At 60.2% G+C, this 18,270-nt stretch carries 15 protein-coding genes; 8 read left to right on the forward strand and 7 right to left on the reverse strand.

The window, feature by feature from the left end:
• Window positions 1-80: 80 nt before the first annotated feature.
• The gene (locus AC0SZ7_RS17380; protein WP_475505532.1) at window positions 81-944 is read left to right on the forward strand and encodes an acyl-CoA thioesterase; all 864 of its coding nucleotides are present in this window, start codon (window positions 81-83) and stop codon (window positions 942-944) included.
• Window positions 945-954: 10 nt separating this feature from the next.
• Here AC0SZ7_RS17380 and AC0SZ7_RS17385 read toward each other — a convergent pair whose 3' ends face one another.
• The 3 genes from AC0SZ7_RS17385 to AC0SZ7_RS17395 form a co-directional block, all read right to left on the reverse strand.
• Window positions 955-1,902 (reverse strand): flavin reductase, encoded by a 948-nt coding sequence (locus AC0SZ7_RS17385; protein ID WP_475505533.1) that lies wholly within the window; start codon window positions 1,900-1,902, stop codon window positions 955-957.
• 73 nt (window positions 1,903-1,975) lie between these two features.
• A complete protein-coding gene (locus AC0SZ7_RS17390; RefSeq protein WP_475505534.1) occupies window positions 1,976-4,507 on the reverse strand; it encodes an efflux RND transporter permease subunit in 2,532 nt (843 codons plus the stop codon).
• A 32-nt stretch (window positions 4,508-4,539) separates the two neighbouring features.
• Window positions 4,540-5,679: a WD40/YVTN/BNR-like repeat-containing protein gene (locus AC0SZ7_RS17395; protein ID WP_475505535.1), complete on the reverse strand. Its 1,140-nt coding sequence runs from the start codon at window positions 5,677-5,679 to the stop codon at window positions 4,540-4,542.
• 203 nt (window positions 5,680-5,882) lie between these two features.
• Between AC0SZ7_RS17395 and AC0SZ7_RS17400 the strand changes: the two genes are divergently transcribed.
• Both AC0SZ7_RS17400 and AC0SZ7_RS17405 read left to right on the forward strand, forming a co-directional pair.
• Window positions 5,883-6,998: an NAD(P)-dependent alcohol dehydrogenase gene (locus AC0SZ7_RS17400; protein WP_475505536.1), complete on the forward strand. Its 1,116-nt coding sequence runs from the start codon at window positions 5,883-5,885 to the stop codon at window positions 6,996-6,998.
• Window positions 6,999-7,001: 3 nt separating this feature from the next.
• Complete coding sequence (locus AC0SZ7_RS17405; protein WP_475505537.1) at window positions 7,002-8,354, forward strand: aldehyde dehydrogenase family protein; 1,353 nt, start codon at window positions 7,002-7,004, stop codon at window positions 8,352-8,354.
• 45 nt (window positions 8,355-8,399) lie between these two features.
• On the opposite strand, the gene AC0SZ7_RS17410 is transcribed toward AC0SZ7_RS17405, so the two are convergent.
• Window positions 8,400-9,629, reverse strand: coding sequence for an NAD(P)/FAD-dependent oxidoreductase (locus tag AC0SZ7_RS17410; protein ID WP_475505538.1), 1,230 nt, complete (start codon window positions 9,627-9,629; stop codon window positions 8,400-8,402).
• Window positions 9,630-9,775: 146 nt separating this feature from the next.
• Between AC0SZ7_RS17410 and AC0SZ7_RS17415 the strand changes: the two genes are divergently transcribed.
• The 5 genes from AC0SZ7_RS17415 to AC0SZ7_RS17435 all read left to right on the forward strand — a co-directional run bounded on the left by AC0SZ7_RS17415 (window position 9,776) and on the right by AC0SZ7_RS17435 (window position 13,560).
• Entirely contained in the window at window positions 9,776-11,074 is a 1,299-nt protein-coding gene (locus AC0SZ7_RS17415; RefSeq protein WP_475505539.1) for a cytochrome P450, read from the forward strand.
• Between the two features lie 12 nt (window positions 11,075-11,086).
• Window positions 11,087-11,509, forward strand: a complete 423-nt coding sequence (locus tag AC0SZ7_RS17420) for a DUF3237 domain-containing protein (protein ID WP_475505540.1) — start codon at window positions 11,087-11,089, stop codon at window positions 11,507-11,509.
• A gap of 51 nt (window positions 11,510-11,560) precedes the next feature.
• Window positions 11,561-12,229 carry a TetR/AcrR family transcriptional regulator gene (locus AC0SZ7_RS17425; protein WP_475505541.1) on the forward strand — a complete coding sequence of 223 codons (669 nt, stop codon included), beginning with the start codon at window positions 11,561-11,563 and terminating at the stop codon, window positions 12,227-12,229.
• 13 nt (window positions 12,230-12,242) lie between these two features.
• A complete protein-coding gene (locus AC0SZ7_RS17430) occupies window positions 12,243-12,563 on the forward strand; it encodes a 2Fe-2S iron-sulfur cluster-binding protein (protein ID WP_475505542.1) in 321 nt (106 codons plus the stop codon).
• Window positions 12,564-12,627: 64 nt separating this feature from the next.
• Entirely contained in the window at window positions 12,628-13,560 is a 933-nt protein-coding gene (locus AC0SZ7_RS17435) for an alpha/beta hydrolase (protein ID WP_475505543.1), read from the forward strand.
• 34 nt (window positions 13,561-13,594) lie between these two features.
• Here AC0SZ7_RS17435 and AC0SZ7_RS17440 read toward each other — a convergent pair whose 3' ends face one another.
• The 3 genes from AC0SZ7_RS17440 to AC0SZ7_RS17450 form a co-directional block, all read right to left on the reverse strand.
• A complete protein-coding gene (locus AC0SZ7_RS17440; protein ID WP_475505544.1) occupies window positions 13,595-15,037 on the reverse strand; it encodes an MFS transporter in 1,443 nt (480 codons plus the stop codon).
• A gap of 74 nt (window positions 15,038-15,111) precedes the next feature.
• Window positions 15,112-16,491 (reverse strand): DUF1329 domain-containing protein, encoded by a 1,380-nt coding sequence (locus tag AC0SZ7_RS17445; RefSeq protein WP_475505545.1) that lies wholly within the window; start codon window positions 16,489-16,491, stop codon window positions 15,112-15,114.
• A 14-nt stretch (window positions 16,492-16,505) separates the two neighbouring features.
• The gene (locus AC0SZ7_RS17450) at window positions 16,506-18,149 is read right to left on the reverse strand and encodes a DUF1302 domain-containing protein (protein ID WP_475505546.1); all 1,644 of its coding nucleotides are present in this window, start codon (window positions 18,147-18,149) and stop codon (window positions 16,506-16,508) included.
• Window positions 18,150-18,270 lie beyond the last annotated feature (121 nt).

Here is an 18,270-nt window from a genome sequence, read left to right on the forward strand (position 1 = left end):
CAAAGGCTTGGAAAAATCATATCAATGAGTTATATGTTTAATCAATCAGCCATTGTTCCTTGACTCAGGACACACCTCGCATGACGACGCCTCGACCTTCTGATTTCGCTGCGCTTTTTCACCTGGACGAGGACGACTCACGATTTGTCAGCCGTTGCGGCGAAGCCAACCTGACCGGTAACGCTTTTGGCGGGCAACTGATGGCGCAAGCGGCAGTGGCCGCAGCCCATGGACTTGACCCGCGACGCCGTCTGCGCTCGTTGCACGCAGGCTTCTTCAAGCCCGTCCCGCTATCACCGCCACCCGTCTATGACAAGGCAGTCCTGCTCCATGGCAGAACCTTTAGCAACCTAGAGGTGCGGGTCGGAACACCTGGGCAACTGGCCTTTAGCGCTCAACTGTGTTTCCAGGCACCCGAAGTGGGCCCGTATCACCAAGCAAGCGCCCCCCAGGTCCCGCTGCCGACAACCTTGTTGAACCTGGCCGAGTTAGCCGACCGCTTCCACTCACGCCTGAGCGAGGGCAACCGACGCCTGCTGACGGCCAGCCATTTGCATGAGCTGCGCCCAGTGGATGCGGAAGCCTTCCTGTTTTGCGGCGATCGACAACCGTCCATGCGCTACTGGATGCGCAGCAGCCAGGCCATGGACGATGAGCCGCTCAGTCACGAAGCTGCGTTGGTCTACATGTCCGACGCGTGGGTCAACAGCCCCATGCTAATGCCCCACGTAGCAACGCGGATGGGCCGCGATTTCTTCGCCCCTACTCTGACCCACGATTTGTGGCTGCACCGTTCATTCAGGGCCGACGAATGGCTGTTGTTCGACCTCACCAGCCCGTCGCTGGCCGGCGCGGCCGGGCTGGTGCTGGCAGCCATTTACGACGGCCGCGGTCAACTGGTGGCCAACGCAGCCCAGCACGCACTGTTTCGCCGACTGGGCTGAGCCGGAGCAGTCAAGGCCGGGTATTGCGTATAATTTTTTTGAGCAGGTTCTTGAGCAGCGCCAGGTCGTCCCAGTCCAGGCCGCCGATGGCCTTCTGCTCTTCTGACTTGGCCTGAACGAACAACTTGACGGCGCAATCGCGCCCCTTGGCGGTGAGGTCAAATTCACGGTCCGGACCGTTGCCATGCACCGTGAGCAACTCCGCCTCCAGCAACCGCCCCAACTCATGTTCGTCCAGCCTGTGGCCGCTAGGCTGAAGCAGCGCCTCGATCTGGCCCTGGGTCTTGTGCTTGCCTGCCGACAGCACGCTGAGGACGAAATAGCCGCACTCGCTCAAACCCATTGCTTGCCAGGCCAGGCGAACGGGGCGGTACAACTGCATGGACGCCACCCCCAAGAGGAAGCCCAGATAATCCTTGTTGAAGCTGCTGCCAACGTCCTCGGTGTCTATCAACGACTCAAGCGCACGGGGATGCACCTTGGCGTATTTGCCGCCGTGAAAGGCCAGTGGTGGGTGCGCCGAGTGATCGAATTCGATGACTTCGCCAACGAAGATGATATGGTCGCCGCCTTCGTAACGGTAGCTGGTGCGGCATTTGAAGCGTGCCGCACAGCCCTCCAGCAGCGGCACCTGGCCCGGGCCGCGCTGCAACTGCATGCCCTCGAATTTATCGATGCCTCGCCGGGAAAACCGATCTGACAGCGGTTGTTGGTCGGCAGCCAGCACATGCACGGCAAAATACTCGCCAGTCATGAAGGCATCCAGGCTACCGGAGGTCTTGGCCAGGCTCCAGAGAATCATGGGTGGTTCCAGTGATACTGAATTGAAACTGCTGGCGGTGAGGCCTACATCGGCGCCGCCACCATCGCGGGTGGTGACGATCGTGACGCCCGTAGCAAACGCGCCCAGGGCATTGCGAAACTGCTTGCTATCGATGACCAGATCGGAATTGCTCACGGACTTCTCCTTATGGATTAAAGCCACCGCAGTGATGCTATCCACTGCGGCTATGCGAAATGAGGGAACAGGCTCAGCCACCACTGGCGATCTTTTTCAGTGCGTCGGGGGCTGGCGGAGTGGCGATATCCACCGTGGCCTCAACCGCCGGCATGCGCACCGCGACCACGACCGCATTGCCCTTGGCTTGGCCGATGTCGCGCAACAAGAAATAGGAAAGCGCCGGAATCAGGGTGAGTGCGCCCAGCATGTTCCACAAGAACATGAAGGTCAGCAGGATGCCCATGTCGGCCTGGAACTTGATAGGCGACCACACCCAGGTAACCACGCCGGCAGCCATGGTGATGCCGATCAACGCTACTACCTTTCCAGTAAAGCCCAGGGCCAGGCCGTAAGACTCGGCTAAAGTGATGCCCCGCCGTTGCGCGCCCAACTGCACGCTGAGCAAATACAACGCATAGTCCACGCCTACGCCGACGCCCAGTGCGATCACCGGCAGGGTCGCCACCTTGACGCCAATTCCCAGCATCACCATCAGCGCCTCACAGAGGAACGAGGTGATCACCAGCGGCACCATGGCGACCACCACGGCACGCCAACTGCGGAAGGTTATCAGGCACAACACGATCACTGCCGCGTACAACAGCCCGAGGATTCGGTAGTTGGCCTGTTCCACAACGATATTGGTGGCTGCCTCGATGCCGGCGGGGCCGGCCGCGAGCAGGAACTGGCGATCAGGGGTATTGTGTTCGGCTGCAAAGGCTTCGGTAGCCTTGACCACCTGGGTCAGGGTTTCGGCACGGTGGTCTTTCAGGTAGGCAATGACCGGCGCCACGCTGGCGTTGGCGTTCATCAGCTCAGGATTGCCCACCAGCAAGGCTTGGGTGACATTGCCGGAGGTCTGCTGGTTGCGCGGGATAGTCATCCACTTGGGATTCCCCTCGAAGGAACCGGCTGCGACCATGCGGATGCCCCCTGCCAGGGAAGATACCGCCAGCACGCCTGGCAATTGCTGCAACTGCCAGGCAAGACGGTCCTGTTCCACCAGCGAGGTGTAATCTCGCATGCCTTCGGTAGGGGTCTTGACGATCACCGCGAACTGATCGCCGCTCAAACCGTAATGTTCGTTGATATAGGCAACGTCTTTGTTGTAGCGCGAATCGGGTCGCAGCTCGGGTGCCCCAGGGTCCAGGTCACCCATCTTCAACCCATGGAGGCTGATGGCCATGGCCCCTGCGCCGACCACCAGCGCGGCCACGGTCAAGGGTATCGCGAACCTGCGCTCGGTGCAGCGTTGTAGCAGGCCCATCAGCCCTTGCCCTGCGGGGCGCTTGCGCAGACTGCGTAGTGCTGCGCTCTGGCTGACGCCAATATAGGAAAGCGCCACGGGGATGAAGAACAGCTTGGTGAAGATCAGCACCAGTACCCCCAGACTGGTGGTCATCGCCAGGTCGTGGATGACCGGGATGTCAATGATCATCAGCACCGCGAAACCGACAACATTGGTGATCAGCGCGGTCAAACCAGCAATGAACAAGCGGCGAAAGGTATAACGTGCTGCCACGTATTTGTGCGTGCCGCGACCAATGTCCTGCATGATGCCGTTCATCTTCTGGGCACCGTGGGACAAGCCGATGGCGAAGATCAGGAATGGCACCAGCACCGAATAGGGATTGAGCGAATAGCCCAATACCTCCAGCAAGCCCAGCAACCAGACCACGCCGATAGTGGCCGTTGCCACCAGCAAGACCGTGCTGCGCCAGTCGCGGGTATAGAAGAAGATGATCAGCGATGCAATCAGCGCCGAGGCACCAAAGAACATCATGACTTGCAGCAACCCTTCGATCAGGTCGCCCACCAACTTGGCGAAGCCGATGATGTGGATACGGTAATCGCCTTGCTGGGCCGCAGTTGCCTGCTGCTGCAGGCTGTAGGCAGTCTGGAATTTGTCGCGCACGTCCTTTTCCAGAAACGTCGACAGCACACTGTAATCCAGCGGTTGGCCGGTGGCGGGAATCACGTCCAGCAACGGCACGACGATCATGCTGGATTTAAGGTCATTGCCCACCAGGGTGCCACGCAACCCTGCGCGCAGGGCATTGATGCGGACCTGATCAATCGAGGCGGCGCTGCCATCGTAATTGAACGGCATGACCGGCCCGCCGCGAAAGCCCTCCTCCGTCACTTCTGTCCAGCGCACCACTGGCGTCCACAGCGAGCGGATGAATGCACGGTCCACGCCTGGGGTCAGGAACACCTTGTCGTTGATGTCGCGTACCACCTCCAGATATTGCTTGTTAAAGATATCGCCTTTGGTCGTTTCCACCACAATGCGCAAGGAGTTGCCCAGCCCCTTGAGCTCGCTGCGATTGTCAAAATAGTTTCGGATATAGGGATGCGATTGGGGAATCATGGCATCGAAATTGGCTTGCACGACCAGTCGCGTGGCATGAAAGCCCAGGAACACTGTAATGGCCGCCACCAGCCCGACAACCCAGATCCGGTGATTGAAAATCAAACGCTCCAGCCAGTCGCCCGAATGCTTGTCGAAATCCTTGGGGTCGCGGATGACGGGCAGATGAAGTGATTCAGTATCTACAGCCATGATGTCTCCAGATTTTTTTCAAGCCCAGGTCTTCAGCTGCCGACTGCTGGAACGGGTTCGAGCTGTGCGCCAAGGGCGCCGACGATGATCACTGAGCCCTTGCCTGCGGCCAGTACATTGGCAAAAGGCACATTGCGGCTCAACGAAACAGGCTGGAAATGGTCGCCTGAGCTATCGCCAAGCAACAGCGCTCCGCCCTGGCTGACCAGGGCGATGCGCTGGTCAGCCAGGATGGTCGCGCCGGTCAGGGTGTTTTCCACGCCAGTGTCGACCTTGGCCCACGTCACGCCCTTGTCGGTACTGCGCCAGGCGTTGCCACGCAGGCCGTAGGCAATCAGGGCACGGGAGGTCCCGATGATCCCGAAGAAGCTACCCTGATACCCGGTATTGAGCGCAACGAAGCGCTGGCTGGCCTTGTCCAGGTGAAACACCGTGCCGCGCTCGGAGGCAATGTAGAGCTCACCATCCACCTTGCTCAAGGCTGCCAAGTGCTGGCCGTCTGGGTTGTCTACCTTGTCCAGCAAGGGCGTCCAGTGCTCGCCGCCATCGTGGGTTTCCATGATCAGGTTGAAGGTGCCGACAACGTAGCCGTGCTGTTCATTCTCAAACCACACATCCAGCCAGGGTTGTTCGGGGCCCGTGTCGTAGTCCAGGTGGATTTGCTCCAACATCGCCACAGCCGCCGGCCGATCCGCCTCTGCGGCATGGTCCAGGCGTTGCTGGTAGTAGTCGACCATTAGCTTGCCGGTGCTGAAGCCGTCCTGCTGCTTGTTCCAGCTGACCCCACCGTCGCGGGTATGCAGGATCACCCCGCCGTGCCCTACCGCCCAACCCTGGCGTGCACTGGGAAAAGCCACAGCGGTAAGGTCGACACTGACCGGCACCTGCGCCTGGCGCCAGCTGAGCCCCTGGTCATCCGAATAAAGGATGTGCCCGCGCCAGCCAACCGTAACCAGGCGTGCACCTGCCTGGGCCAAGCCCACCAGCTGAGTGGTGGGTGCCAGTCGCGAAGGCAGCGCAGCAAGATTCAATGGATCGATGTATGACGGTGCGCTGTCGTTGGCATGAGCGCCCATCAACAGCGTCACCCCCAAAGCGCAGCCCAACAACCAACGGATGTTGGGCCAAAGATTGCCGCTTGCGCCCAAGGGCGGTGAGCTGCATTGGCTCATTTCAACCTCCAGACTCTTATTGAATTTATTGTTCGGAGTAGCGCTTGCCTGTTGCACACAGCCTGTTCAAGGCTGCAGATACACCATAATCATATTAATCCTGTATATCTTTATCGTCAACGCGACGTTGCCACGCTGGCGATAAAATCAAAACAATGATATATCTGATTGTCAGCAATCCACCAACAACAAAGGGACCCTGCATGAGAATCACAGCCGCCTTGGCGTTTGACACCAACGCCCCCTTCGTCTTGAGCGAGGTAGAACTTGCCGACCCGGCCCCCCACGATGTGCTGGTGCGTATCGTGGCGTCAGGGCTGTGCCATACCGATTTGAACGTGTTGAAAAACCCAGCGTTGCCATGGCCTGCAGTGTTCGGCCATGAGGGCGCCGGAGTAGTAGAGCGTGTGGGGAGCGCAGTGAGCAGGGTGGCCGTGGGCGACCACGTCATTCTCACCACGGTGTCGTGTGGCACTTGTGCCCAGTGCATCAGCGGTGAACCTTCCTACTGCGTGGACTTTCGCGCGCTGAACATGTCGGGCGGGCGTTGCAGCGATGGCACCTGCAGCCATACCCATGCCGGCAAGCCAGTATTCGCCCGGTTCCTGGGCCAGTCTTCATTTGCAAGTCACTCGCTGGTGAACGAGCGCAGCGTGATCAAAGTCGACCGCGACTTGCCGCTTGAAATTCTCGCGCCGCTGGGTTGCGGCATCCAGACTGGCGCCGCAGCAGTGCTCAACACCTTGCGCGTGCGTGCAGGGAGCCGATTCGTGCTGTTCGGTGCCGGCGGTGTGGGCCTGGCAGCCCTGATGGCGGCAAAAATCGCCGGTGCCAGCCAGTTGATCGTAGTCGACCGCATTGCCAGTCGACTCGCACTAGCGCGCGAATTGGGTGCAACCCAGGTAATCGATGCCAGCCAACTGGAGGCTGTGCAGGCAGTTCGCGAAGTCAGTGGCGGCGGCGTCGATTATGCGGTTGAGGCCACCGGGGTACCGGCAGTCATGGAACAGGCCATCCAGGTGCTGGGCCATGGCGGCACGGTGGTATTGGTGGGAATGGCGGGAGCCCAGGCCCAGGTCACTTTCAACCCCATCGAGCTGCAAGGCAAACGGGCGCACATCAAGGGCAGCATCATGGCCGGTGAAGGCGGGATCCCGGAGTTGTTCATTCCACAGTTGATTCAATACTGGAAAGCCGGCCTGCTCCCCATCGAGAAGCTGCTGCGCACTTACGCCTTCGACGACATCAACCAGGCCGTTATCGATGCTCGTGACGGCTCAGCCATCAAGCCCGTCATCCGCATGCCCCAGGAGGTTTGAGCCATGTCAGTTGATAACAATCTGATTGGTAAAATAGACGCTGTGTTTCAACAACAGCGCCTGAGCCGGCACGCCCGCAAGCTGGAGAACAGCCAGCAGCGTGCGCAGCGGCTCAGCCGGCTCAGGGAGGTCATTCTTGCGCACATCGACGACATCGAGCAGGCCCTGTTCGATGACCTGCGCAAGACGCCCAATGGCGGCAAGGGCGGCGAAATAGCGTCTGTGCTGGCAGACATCGACACTGCCATCACGCACCTGGAGCAATGGATGGCCGACGTGCCCGTGCCCTCCTCGGCCTATCTGCCCGACAGCACTGCCCACATTCATTACGAGCCACGCGGTACCGTACTGTTGTTGGGGGCGTGGAACTTTCCGTTCGCGCTAGTCATGGCACCGCTGGTACCGATCATCGCCGCCGGCAACAGCGCCATGATCAAGCCCAATGAGCTGCAACCGGCCACCAGCCAAGTCGTCGCTCGCCTGATCGCCGAAGCCTTCGACCCACGCGACGTAGCCGTCGTCGAAGGCGGGGTTGCGGTAGCCGAACACCTGCAGGGCCTGCCGTTTGACCATGTGTTCTTCACCGGTAGCCCGGCGGTGGGCAAGCGTGTGATGGCGGCGGCGGCTCGACATCTTAGTAGCGTGACACTGGAGTTGGGCGGCAAATGCCCGGCCGTCATTGGTCCGGATGCCGAGCTGATGTCCACCGCCGCCAAAGTAGTAGGCGGGCGCTTTAACAATGCTGGCCAGCTGTGCCTGTCGGTCGATCACGCCTGGGTACCCCGCCAACAGATCGATGCATTCAGTGAAACCGTCAAGGCCCTGGTCGCCAAGATGTTTTACGCCGACGGTCAGCTGCTGCTGGACAAGCAACCGCGCATCGTCAACGAACGCAATTTCGATCGGTTATTGGGTTATATCGAAGACGCACTGGCTCGCGGCGCGAAACAAGTGTGCGGCGGGACGTCGGACCGGGCGACACTGACCATCCACCCGACCGTGCTGACGAATGTGCCGTGGGACGCGCGCATCATGCAGGAAGAAATCTTCGGCCCGATACTTCCCCTGCTCGCCTACGACGACCTGGAACAGGTCGTGGAGCAGATCGATCAGCACGGCAAGCCACTGGGCGTGTATGTGTTCAGCCACGACAAGGCGTTCATCGACCAGGCGTTGCAGGGGACCTCGTCCGGTGGCGCGACGATCAATCACGTCATGATGCATTGGGTGGAGAAAAACCTGCCTTTCGGCGGCGTCAACGGCAGCGGCATGGGCCGTTACCATGGCCTGGCAGGTTTTCGCGAACTGTCCAATGCCCGCTCTATCTTCATCCAGGGGCCCGCACCTACTGCTTAAGGGGCAAGGGCGCACCGACTCGGTCGCCCTGCCACACCGTTTTTTTCATGCGCCGAGCGCCAGTGTCTCATCCTTGAGACGCTCGGCATCCACGTTCCTTCGCTCTTGAATCAGCCGTTTGGCTGCCAGGAACTCGGCCGGGCGCGCTACAACGTCAGCGGCAATCATGCGGCCGTCTTGCAAGTAAAAGGCACTGAAACTGTTGGTCCGATCATCGCCTCGAATCACCAACTGCTCATAGCCCCGGGATAACCCCGCCATCTGCAGCTTGAGCCCATACTGGTCCGACCAGAACCAAGGCAGCGAGGCTGGCGGTCGCGGCTTGCCCGCCAGGCTGGCAGCAACGCGACGCGCATGCTCCAACGCATTGGGCACTGACTCAAGGCGCACGCGCCGACCATAAAACCCGCATACATGACTGGCGCAATCGCCTGCGGCGTATATACACGGATCCAGGGTGCGGCCGTCGGCATCGACGACGATGCCTCCATCCACTTCCAACCCGGCGGCTTCGGCCAGCTCGGTATTGGGGAACTGACCCACGCCTACAAGCACCTGATCGGCGGCAAACACGCGACCGCCCAGACAGCTGACCGCGCCCACCTGCACGCCCGTGCTGGCAGGCATAAAGGCGTTGACTTGCACCTGGGTATCGATCAACACCCCCGCCTCGCGGTGCAAGCGCTCATAAAATGCGGAGAGGGGGGCTGCCGTCACCCTGGCCAGCACCCGAGCTTCGGCTTCCAGTACCTGTACCCGCAAGCCGGCGCCCACGGCGGCTGCCGCCACCTCCAGGCCCACATAACCACCACCGACGATGACGAGCCGCTGCCCGGGCCGCCAAGCCGATTGCAATACCCGGGCATCTGCAAAGGTGCGCAGCACACCGATACCGGGCAAGTCCGCCCCGGGTACCGTCAGGCGCCTGGCCCGTCCCCCCGTGGCCAGCACCAGGTGCCCATAGCCCAGCCGCCGACCATCACTCAACAGCACCTGTCGAGCCTGTCGATCAACCGACAGCACTGCCACCGACAGGTGCAGTTCAATACCGGCCCGTTCGTAGGCCAGCGCAGGCTTAAGCAGCACCGATTCGAACGGTACCTCCCCTGCCAGGCACGCCTTGGACAGCGGTGGGCGATGGTAGGGCAATGCGCTTTCTTCCCCTACCAAGGCGATACGTCCCGACACGCCGTGCTGGCGAAGGGCGAAAGCGACTTCGGCGCCAGCCTGCCCGGCCCCCACTATCACTACGTCTATCTTGTCCTCATTGCGCATCTTAACCTCCGAAACCAGACCATCCTGCTCAGCCTAAGCAGGATCGTCACACCTTAATCATCTATATCATACAAATCAATATTTACGACTCAATCATTGATACGATATAGTTGATTAGTCTCACACCAACCCATCAGAGGCCGACAATGAAACTGGGTGAAATCGATCTGTCCAATCCGGACGTATTTGTGCAGGGCGTTCCCTACGATTACTTCGCGCTACTGCGACGCGAAGCGCCGGTAAGCTGGCAAGCCGACTGCCAGGGCGGTGGCTTCTGGAATGTCACGCGCTATCACGATATTCAAGCGGTGGAAAACAACGTCGAGGTGTTTACATCCAAAACCAACGTGACACCGCAGCCCATTCCGGAACAGACGCTGGCCGCCACTGTGGATCGCATGATTATCCTCAGCGACCCACCCCGGCACAGTTTTTTGCGCAAGCTGATCATGAGTGGCTTCACCCCCAAGGCGATCTCCCGCCTCGAGGCGCGCATCCAGCAGCTTGCCTGCGATTCGATCGACGCTTTTATCGCGCAAGGCTGCTGTGACCTGCACGATCTGGCCGCGCACATGCCCATCGAAGTGGTGGCGGACTTGCTGGGGGTACCCGACGTCGATCGCCAGCAATTGTTTGACTGGGCAAACGCCATGTTTGGCGGCAGTGATCCCGAATTGTCCAACCCCCAGCACATGAATCTGGCGCAGCAACAGATGTTCGCTTACGCCAAGGCGTTAGGCATCAGCCGGCGCGAGGCGCCGTTGGAAGATGTGTTCAGCCAGGTAGCCATCGCTCAGGAAAACGGTGAGCGCCTGAGCGACATGGACCTGGGCTGCTTTTTCCTGATCCTGGCCACGGCGGGCAATGAGACCACGCGTACCCAGATTCTGCAGGGTGCCCTGACCTTGATCGAGCACCCCGAAGCTATGCAGGCCCTGAGGCAAAACCCGGCGCTGATCGCCAATGCAGTCGAGGAAATGTTGCGCTATACCACCCCCGCCCTGTGCTTCGCCCGCAAAGCCACCCAAGACATTGAGCTTGCCGGCCAGACCATCAAGGCCGGCGACAGAATTGTGATGTGGTATTGCTCAGGAAGCCGCGACGAGCAAGTCTTCAGCAATCCGGAGCATTTCGACATCCATCGCCACAATGCACGCGATCACATGGCATTTGGCTCCAGGACAGGTATTCACCGCTGCCTCGGCGCCATGCTCGCGCGCATGGAGTTGCAAGCGATTTTCAAGCAAATCGTTACGCGCCTGCCGGACCTGGCACTGGATGGCCCCGTGTCACGCCTGCGCTCCAATTTCACCAATGGCATCAAGCACATGCCTGTGCGGTTCAGCAAAGGCACGCCTGCCAACAGCGCCCATGCTGTGCGTCTGTACGCCAGCCACAGCGCCAAACCCGCTTCCACCCCCACCACCTGCCCATTCGGGCACTGAGAGGAATATGCCATGCCTGTTACCCTGACTCCCCTGGCGACGGTCACCGTCAAGCTCGGCGCCCCCGTGTTCATCCCCAATACGCCTCGCGGTACCCGTGCCATCGTCAACCTGGAAGCCGCGACCTGGGAGGGCGAACGGCTCAATGCCACCCTCAAGCAGGTCGCGGCTGCCGACTGGGCGCAATTCACGGCAGACGGGACCATTCACGTAGACGTGCGTTGCGCTATTGAAACCCACGACGGCGCGGTCATCTTCGTCGCCTACCAAGGCCGCGCCACCGCAAGCCCCACCGGGGCCGATCCGATCATGATCGCGCCCACGTTCGAAACCGGCGACGAACGCTATGCCTGGCTGAACAAAGTCCAGGCCATTGGCCGCGGCAGCCGCGATGCCAGCGGCGCCCTAGTCTATGACCTGTACGAGGCAAGCTGAACCATGACAGGCCCTATTGACACCACGTCGGATACGCCATCGACCTGCAAAGTGCTCGATGCCGCCATCTTGTGCCTGGAACAACTGGGCCTGGACAAAGCCACCATGGAGGATATCGCCCGACTGAGCAGCGTGTCGCGGGCGACCCTTTATCGCCGGTTTGGCAGCCGGGAAGCCATCTTTGCGGCGGCCCTGGACCGACACTCGCGGCCTTTCGAACGGCAGGCCAGCGACGTACTGAACGGCCTGGGCACGCTACCTGAACGCATAGAGCGGTTTGTCCTCTGGGCAGTACTCGACGTGCCGGCCAACAGGCTGCTGCAGAACGCCGCCTGGTCGGGTCTCTCGGACAGCGGCATGCAGGTATTTGGTGGCGTGTTCAAACGCAAGATCGGCCGCATCCTGATGCCGTTAATCGATGCAGCGAAAATCAGCCGTGAACTGCCCACGCTACTGGACGCCGAGGCATTAATCGACTGGCTGATACGTGAATTGCTGATGATCAAGTCGACTCAGAGCTGGGAACGAAACCGCCTGCAGCGCTACATCAGGAATTTCATCATCCCAGTGCTGCACGCTCACCTCGCGCCAATCGCCCATGGTGCCGGGTTGCCGGCGCGCTCCATGGAGCAGCGACTGGCACACCTGGAAAACCGACTGACCGAGATTCATCAACTGCTTGGCCTGGTACACCAGGACATCCATGCCCTTTCAATTTGATCAGTGAATAACCATGCCGACCATCACCTACATTGAATTCAACGGCACCGAGCATCGGGTCGACGCCCTGGACGGGCAGAGCCTGATGGAGGCCGCCGTGGCGAACATGATCCCCGGTATTCTCGGCGACTGCGGCGGCAATTGCAGTTGCGCCACTTGCCACGCGTACATGGACCCAGCCTGGGCTGCCGCCCTGCCCGCCATAGCCGACGAGGAACAGGGCATGCTCGAAGGCGCTTTGGCAGTCAACGAGCACAGCCGTCTGTGCTGCCAGGTCATTGTTACACCCGCCCTGAATGGCCTAGTGGTTCGACTCCCCGAACGCCAGTTCTGAACCACTTTACCCGGCCAGTGCCAGTCATTATCCTATATATGATTACAACAAAAAGGAATTCACCATGTCACTTGATCCACAGATTGCTGCACTACTGCACAGGCTCAATGAAATGGGCCTGCCGGACGTGGACACCATCACCGCCCAGGATTTTCGCGACCAGGCGAACCAACGTCGGCTGCCACGGGACATCATCGAGTCGGTAGGCGAAATCATCGACCGGGAAGTGCCGGGGCCCAACGGCTCGATCCCAGTACGGGTCTACCGACCCGCCAATGCCGGGCCCGACCTGCCGTTGCTGGTGTATTTCCACGGCGGCGGTTTCGTGCTGGGCGACCTGGACGGCTACGACGGCGTATGCAGCGCCTACTGCAACACGCTGCAGGCCGTGGTGGTGTCGGTGGGTTACCGCTTGGCGCCGGAGCATCCCTTCCCCGCTGGCGTCGGCGACGCCTATGCAGCCACTGGCTGGGCGTCCAAACAAGCCAGGGCGCTGGGCGCGTCCCCTGCAAAACTGATCGTCGGTGGCGACAGCGCCGGAGGCAACCTGGCTGCTGTCGTCTGCCAACAGGCCTTGGCCGAAAGCGGCCCTGTCATCGCGCATCAACTGTTGCTTTATCCGGTGTGCGACAATGACCTGGAGCGCCCCTCGTACCAGGAAAACGCCACCGGCTACCTACTGGAAACACGGATGATGGCGTGGTTTTGGCAGCAGTACCTGCCCGATCCCACGCAAGCCAGCGCTCGCAGCTGCCCCTTGCGAGCATTTGACTTGTCCGGGCTACCGCCTGCCACGGTGGTGACCTGCGGCTACGATCCTCTGCGCGACGAGGGGGAGCAATATGCCAGCCGTCTGGCTGACGCGGGGGTGCCAGTGACACACATCGCCCTGCCCGGCGCGATTCATGGATTCATTAGCTTTACAGGCCTCATCGAGTTGCCCGGCCAGGTCATACGTCAGACCGCCCAACTGATCCACAAGACGCTACACCCCTGACCAAAGCCCCCTGGCACCAGGGGGCAGCTCCCAATCAGATGGCATCAGGCAACGCCGAGCTCGCCACTTTACTGGCGGTGCCAGGCGGTGGCAGGGCGAGCGCGCTCAGCAGACACAGCAGGCAGGACAGGCTGATCAGCGCGAACACCCACAGGTAAGCGCTGGCCGAGGGGAACATGCCCGAGCCCCCGCTTGGATCACTGACAGTGCTCAGGGAGAAAACAATCGCAATCATCTGCGCACCAATGCCCATGCAGGTCATTCGGACCACTTGCGTCACCCCGTTGAGCTCACTGATTCGGGTTGGGGGCGCCACTTCAGCGATCAAGGTAGGAATAGCGCTGAACGCAATCGCCGTGCCAGTACCATTGATAATGACTGAACCGACGATCAGCCAGACCCGGTCATGGCTCAGTGTCAGAGCTGTCCAGCCGCACGTCAGCAACACCAACCCAATCACCAACGCCAGCCGCCCCCCTCGATGCCCGGCGATACTCCCCCCCCAGGGTGAAGCCAGGATGGCCACCAGCGAAGAAGGCAACTTGATCGTTGCCGCCAACGTGGCCGCCAGTCCCAGCCCTACGCCTGTCCACACGGGCTGTTGCAGCAGCATCAGCATCACCTGGCCAAATTGCATGGCACCGATGGCAATCAGGCCATGGCACACGTTGGTGAGCAGAACTTGCCGGTTGGTGAACAGTCGCACGTCAATCAACGGGTTGGGGTGGCGGCGCTCGTAATGCACCCAGAAGACAAAGAGCAGCAAGCTCCCCACAACCAGGCCGACCACCCGCAGATCAGACCACCCCCACATCGAACCACGGCTGAAGCCAAACAGAAGCGCCGCCACCGCAGGAGCGAACAGCACGCCTCCTACGATGTCCACTGCGCCTTTGCCTACGATCCGCGGGGACACCGGAACCAGCTGCCAGACGGCCAGGATACCCACGACGGCGATACCGGCGCTCAGGTAGAAGATCCAATGCCATTGCAGGTAGTCGATTACCAGCCCCCCGCACACGAAGGCCACGCCCGCCATGGTAGAGGCCGTGCCGGCAACAATACCGTTGCCCAGGGCGATCTTGGGCTTGGGCAGATTCTCCGACACCAGGCCGAAACACAAAGGCAGCACGGCTGCGGATACGCCGTGGATGGCACGACCGACGATAATGCCTTCAAGGGTCTGGGACAATGCAGCCACCAGCGAGCCGATGACCGAGATGACCATGACGATGAGCATTACCCGCCTGCGCCCATAGAGGTCGCCCAGGCGCCCGCATATGCCGGCCGCGGCTGCGGCCACCAACATATAGGCGGTCATGACCCAGCCAATCATGACTGGGTCCTTGAATTCACGATAAAACGTTGGGAACGCTGCGAACAGCATGCTGACCTCAAAAATCGAGGCCATGTCAGCTGCCATCAGGGCGAGGATAATGATTTTCCAGCTTCGCGTCTTGGCCTGAAGTGAAGGCATGATGGGGTACCTGCGGACTGAAGGCAAAAAAACCGCGGCCCGGAACGGCCGAACCGCGGTGAAGGGAACTTCGATCAGCGCACGCCGGTGCCCGCCATGGACTCGGCACGGTAGGTGTAGTCAGGTTTGCGCGGCATGACCTTCAGGTAGCCGTTAGGCGAGCTGATCATACTGTTGAAGATGTACTGGCCCTTGCTCAGGTCGTAGGTCACCGAGGTGGTGTCGGTCATGCCGGCATTGCCCTGGGCGTTACGGTTGTATTGGGGCCAACTGGCTGACAGGCCGACCCTGAACACTTTGCCGGAGTCATCAGTCGCGTCGGCGGCCATCAGCGTCCAGGAGTCTTCGTCAATATAGAAGTTGCGCTCGGCAGCAATGTGACGTTTATCTGGCTTGCGTGTGGCCTGGACCACCCAGACCCGATGCAGCTCCCAACGCATGGCGTCCGGGTTGGCAAATTTCTTGCCCAGAATGTCATCGGTTTTCATGGTCAAGTACTTGAACTGGTTATACGGCACGTACATTTCCTTGCGCCCTACCAGCTTGAAGTCAAAGCGATCCATACGGCCGGCGAAAAGGTTCAACTCGTCATAGTTCAACGCCCCTGACAGCGAAGCACTGGGCGTGTCATAAGTCAGTTCGGGGGCGAGGCGCGTCCGACGCTGCCCCGTGGTGTACGACCAGATCTTCTGAGGGGTTTCGTCAAATTTTGCCGGGTACCAGACCAACGATTTCTGCCCGGCATCGCGTGCCGGCGCGATCGTACGGTTCAGGAATCGGAAGTAGTTTTCCGCGGCCCCCTGGTAAGGCGTTGCGTTGGGATCCCAATAAGGGTAATCGGCATCGAAAATACTCTCATTGGTCATGGTCTTGGTACCCGCGGAGTCCACGAACCAGCTCTCCATCCGAATTTCGTAGTCGGGCTGTTCGTGGGTCGCGGCATTCCACATGGCCTCGTAGCCGGTCTTCGGAATCGGGAATGGTGTGCCGAACCAGCAACCTCGCAGCCCTACGCCGTCGGGCGTGGTCTTGCACTCAGGGTTATGGGCATTGGCCACTGTGCTGTTGGCATGGGCCTCGGACATCGCCGGGTAACTGCGGTGAGTGGTGTATACGTCTATGCGGAAGTCGGGCCAGCGCTTGAGCAACTCCTTTGTGCCCAAGGTCAGCTTGTCAGCGTACCGGTCCATATTCTTGCTGGTAATGCTGAACAGCGGTTTCTCGCCCGGGTACGGATCAATCGGTTTGTTGTCCGACGGACTGGCACCGGCCGGAGGTTTGACGCCGCCCGTATACGCAGGAATGCTGCCGTCCTTATTGCCGGCGATTTCCGCGCCCCAGGGAGTAAGGGTTGTACCCAGTAGCTTGAGTTCATCGGGCGATGGCTGCGCCATTGTGGCTGAGGCAACGGCAAGGGATAACGCCGCAACCATGATTCTTGCTGAAGTGATCATGTCGTGCTCCTGGTTCAGAACGATGCCTTGAGGGTCAAGGTCACGCGACCGCGGTCCGTGGTCTGCCACGCGCCACTGCCATAGTAAGTGGTGCCCTCGCGACGAATATCCGCAGTGGAGTCGGCCCACACCAACGACGCAGTCACCTGGTGATATATGTCGGCCGAGACGCCCGCCGAGTAGGTGTAGAGCCCCTGGTTGGTGCCACCGAAGTCGGCGGTATTACCGCGCACCCCGCCACCGAAGGTCACAGGAAGCGACAGGTCGATGCCGGGGAACACTTGCAGATATTGGGGGGTGAAGCTCATGTTGAACCCCCAGGCGTTGCGGGTAGCGCAGCCAGAATCGCGACCCAGAGGGCAGGCGGCGCTGTCTTCACCGTTGTAGAGAGCCTTGTTGTCGGTCACCGACTCCAGGTAGTCATAAGTCACCTCACCGATCAGCGTGCCGGTATCCCAGAGGGCGGTCTTGGGCATGGTGTAGATGGCGTTCGCCAGTGCGTGCCAGGTGTTGCCTCGCGCACCTTCGTCTGCACTGGACAAGGCGACCGAGTTGAGGCCTGCATTGCGCCGTGTCGAAATCTCGGCACCAATGGCAAAGGGGTCAATGGTGGTATCCAGGCTTAGACCGATCAACCGCGTACTGCGCGGGAAAACCGCGCGAATATCCGTGGCATTGTCCGGGTCACGGAAGACCCAAAAACCGTTCTTCTCATCAAACTCACGGTAATAAACGCCGATGGTCGACGAGTTCAGTTCCGGAATCGTGATTTTAGTGCTGATGCCCCAGTTGCCATAACGATGCTTCGGTCCCAAGGGGTCATCGATATGGAACCCGGCCAGCGGCGTTGAACCACCAAAGCTATCGGGACCATTGAGCAGGAAGTCAGCAGTCCCCAGGTAGGTACCGCCCTCGGGAATGCGAATGGAGTCCCAATCAAGGTAATACTGTGCGCCGATGGACACATTGTCGCTCACCTGGCTCGTCATGGAGACCTGGTTCAGCGGAAGGAAGGTTTCGCGGGTTTCGGTTCCCGGAGTAGCCGCGCTCTTCTGGCCATCAATGGGGCTCTGGCTGTAGGAAATGCCCCCTTGGCTGAAGATCGAGTTACCCCAGTACACCACGTGCCGCCCCACCTTCAAGTTGACCGGCCGGTCGGCCAGCGAAAAGTTGGTATAGACGAAAGCATCGAGAATCTCGCCGGATGGGCCGCGGTAGTAGCGCTTCGTGTAGCTGGAGTAGCGATCGTTGTCGTAACTGGTTGGCCCGGAAATCGATGGGTTCTTTTCCACCGAGGTATCGCTGTAGGCGTTGTCGTACCAGGCAGCGCCGGAAAGACGCATACCGACCTTTTCCTGCCAGTCCAATTCCAGTTCGGACAACAAGTCAAGGCGGTCGGTGACGACGCTACCCTTCTTGAATTTGTAGTCACTCTGATTGGAGGTACTGCTATTGCCGATGCGGCTGTCGATTCCATCGACCCGCCATCCCAGGTTGTACCGCAAAGTATTGTCGAAACGAGCGGTCAGCCCGTCGATACCCGTGTCCAACTGCATCGCGGTGGCGGGAAGTACTACGCCTGCAGCCACGCAAATGCCAGCCGCCTTGACTGCTGCGCGGCAACCCCGTTGCCCACGCAAAAGCCTGCCATCACTCATTTTGAACCTCCAGACCATTATTGAAATTGTTGTGCGGAGTGTTTTTGTTGTTTCGAGCTTGGGTCCAGCTAGGGCCTGGCAACAGCCCTGGTTTGCCTGCAACCAACCGACATGAAAGCCG

Source organism: Pseudomonas sp. JC1203 (assembly GCF_056175065.1).